The 266-nt window shown below is 55.3% G+C and carries 1 protein-coding gene; it reads left to right on the top strand.

Features of this window, described 5'->3' with window-relative positions; translation table 11 throughout:
• The coding region (locus tag ACSNOG_RS33440) for a hypothetical protein (RefSeq protein WP_436756427.1) at positions 1–191 on the top strand (191 nt) is incomplete at its 5' end.
• Positions 192–266: the final 75 nt, after the last annotated feature.

The following is a 266-nucleotide window of genomic DNA, read 5'->3' on the forward strand; positions in this document are numbered from 1 at the left end:
TCATCGACGGGGGCAGCGGAGACGCGGCGGCGCAGCCGGCGGATGCCGGCGTCCAGACCGTCTCGGCGCAAGCCGATAAGAGCCAGGCGGATGAGCCAGTCAATGCGGGCGATACCGAGCCTGAAGTACGGTTTTTCTTATGGGATATGTTTATCGGGATCTGGAATTGGGTGGCAGGATTGTTTGGATAATCTAGCGGATGCATAGGATGATATTCGGAAGGATTGGTAGGAAGACATGCAGGCCGTTTGATTTTCAATTCGAGT

This window comes from Streptomyces sp. URMC 124, from assembly GCF_051386455.1.
GTDB lineage: Bacteria > Actinomycetota > Actinomycetes > Streptomycetales > Streptomycetaceae > Streptomyces.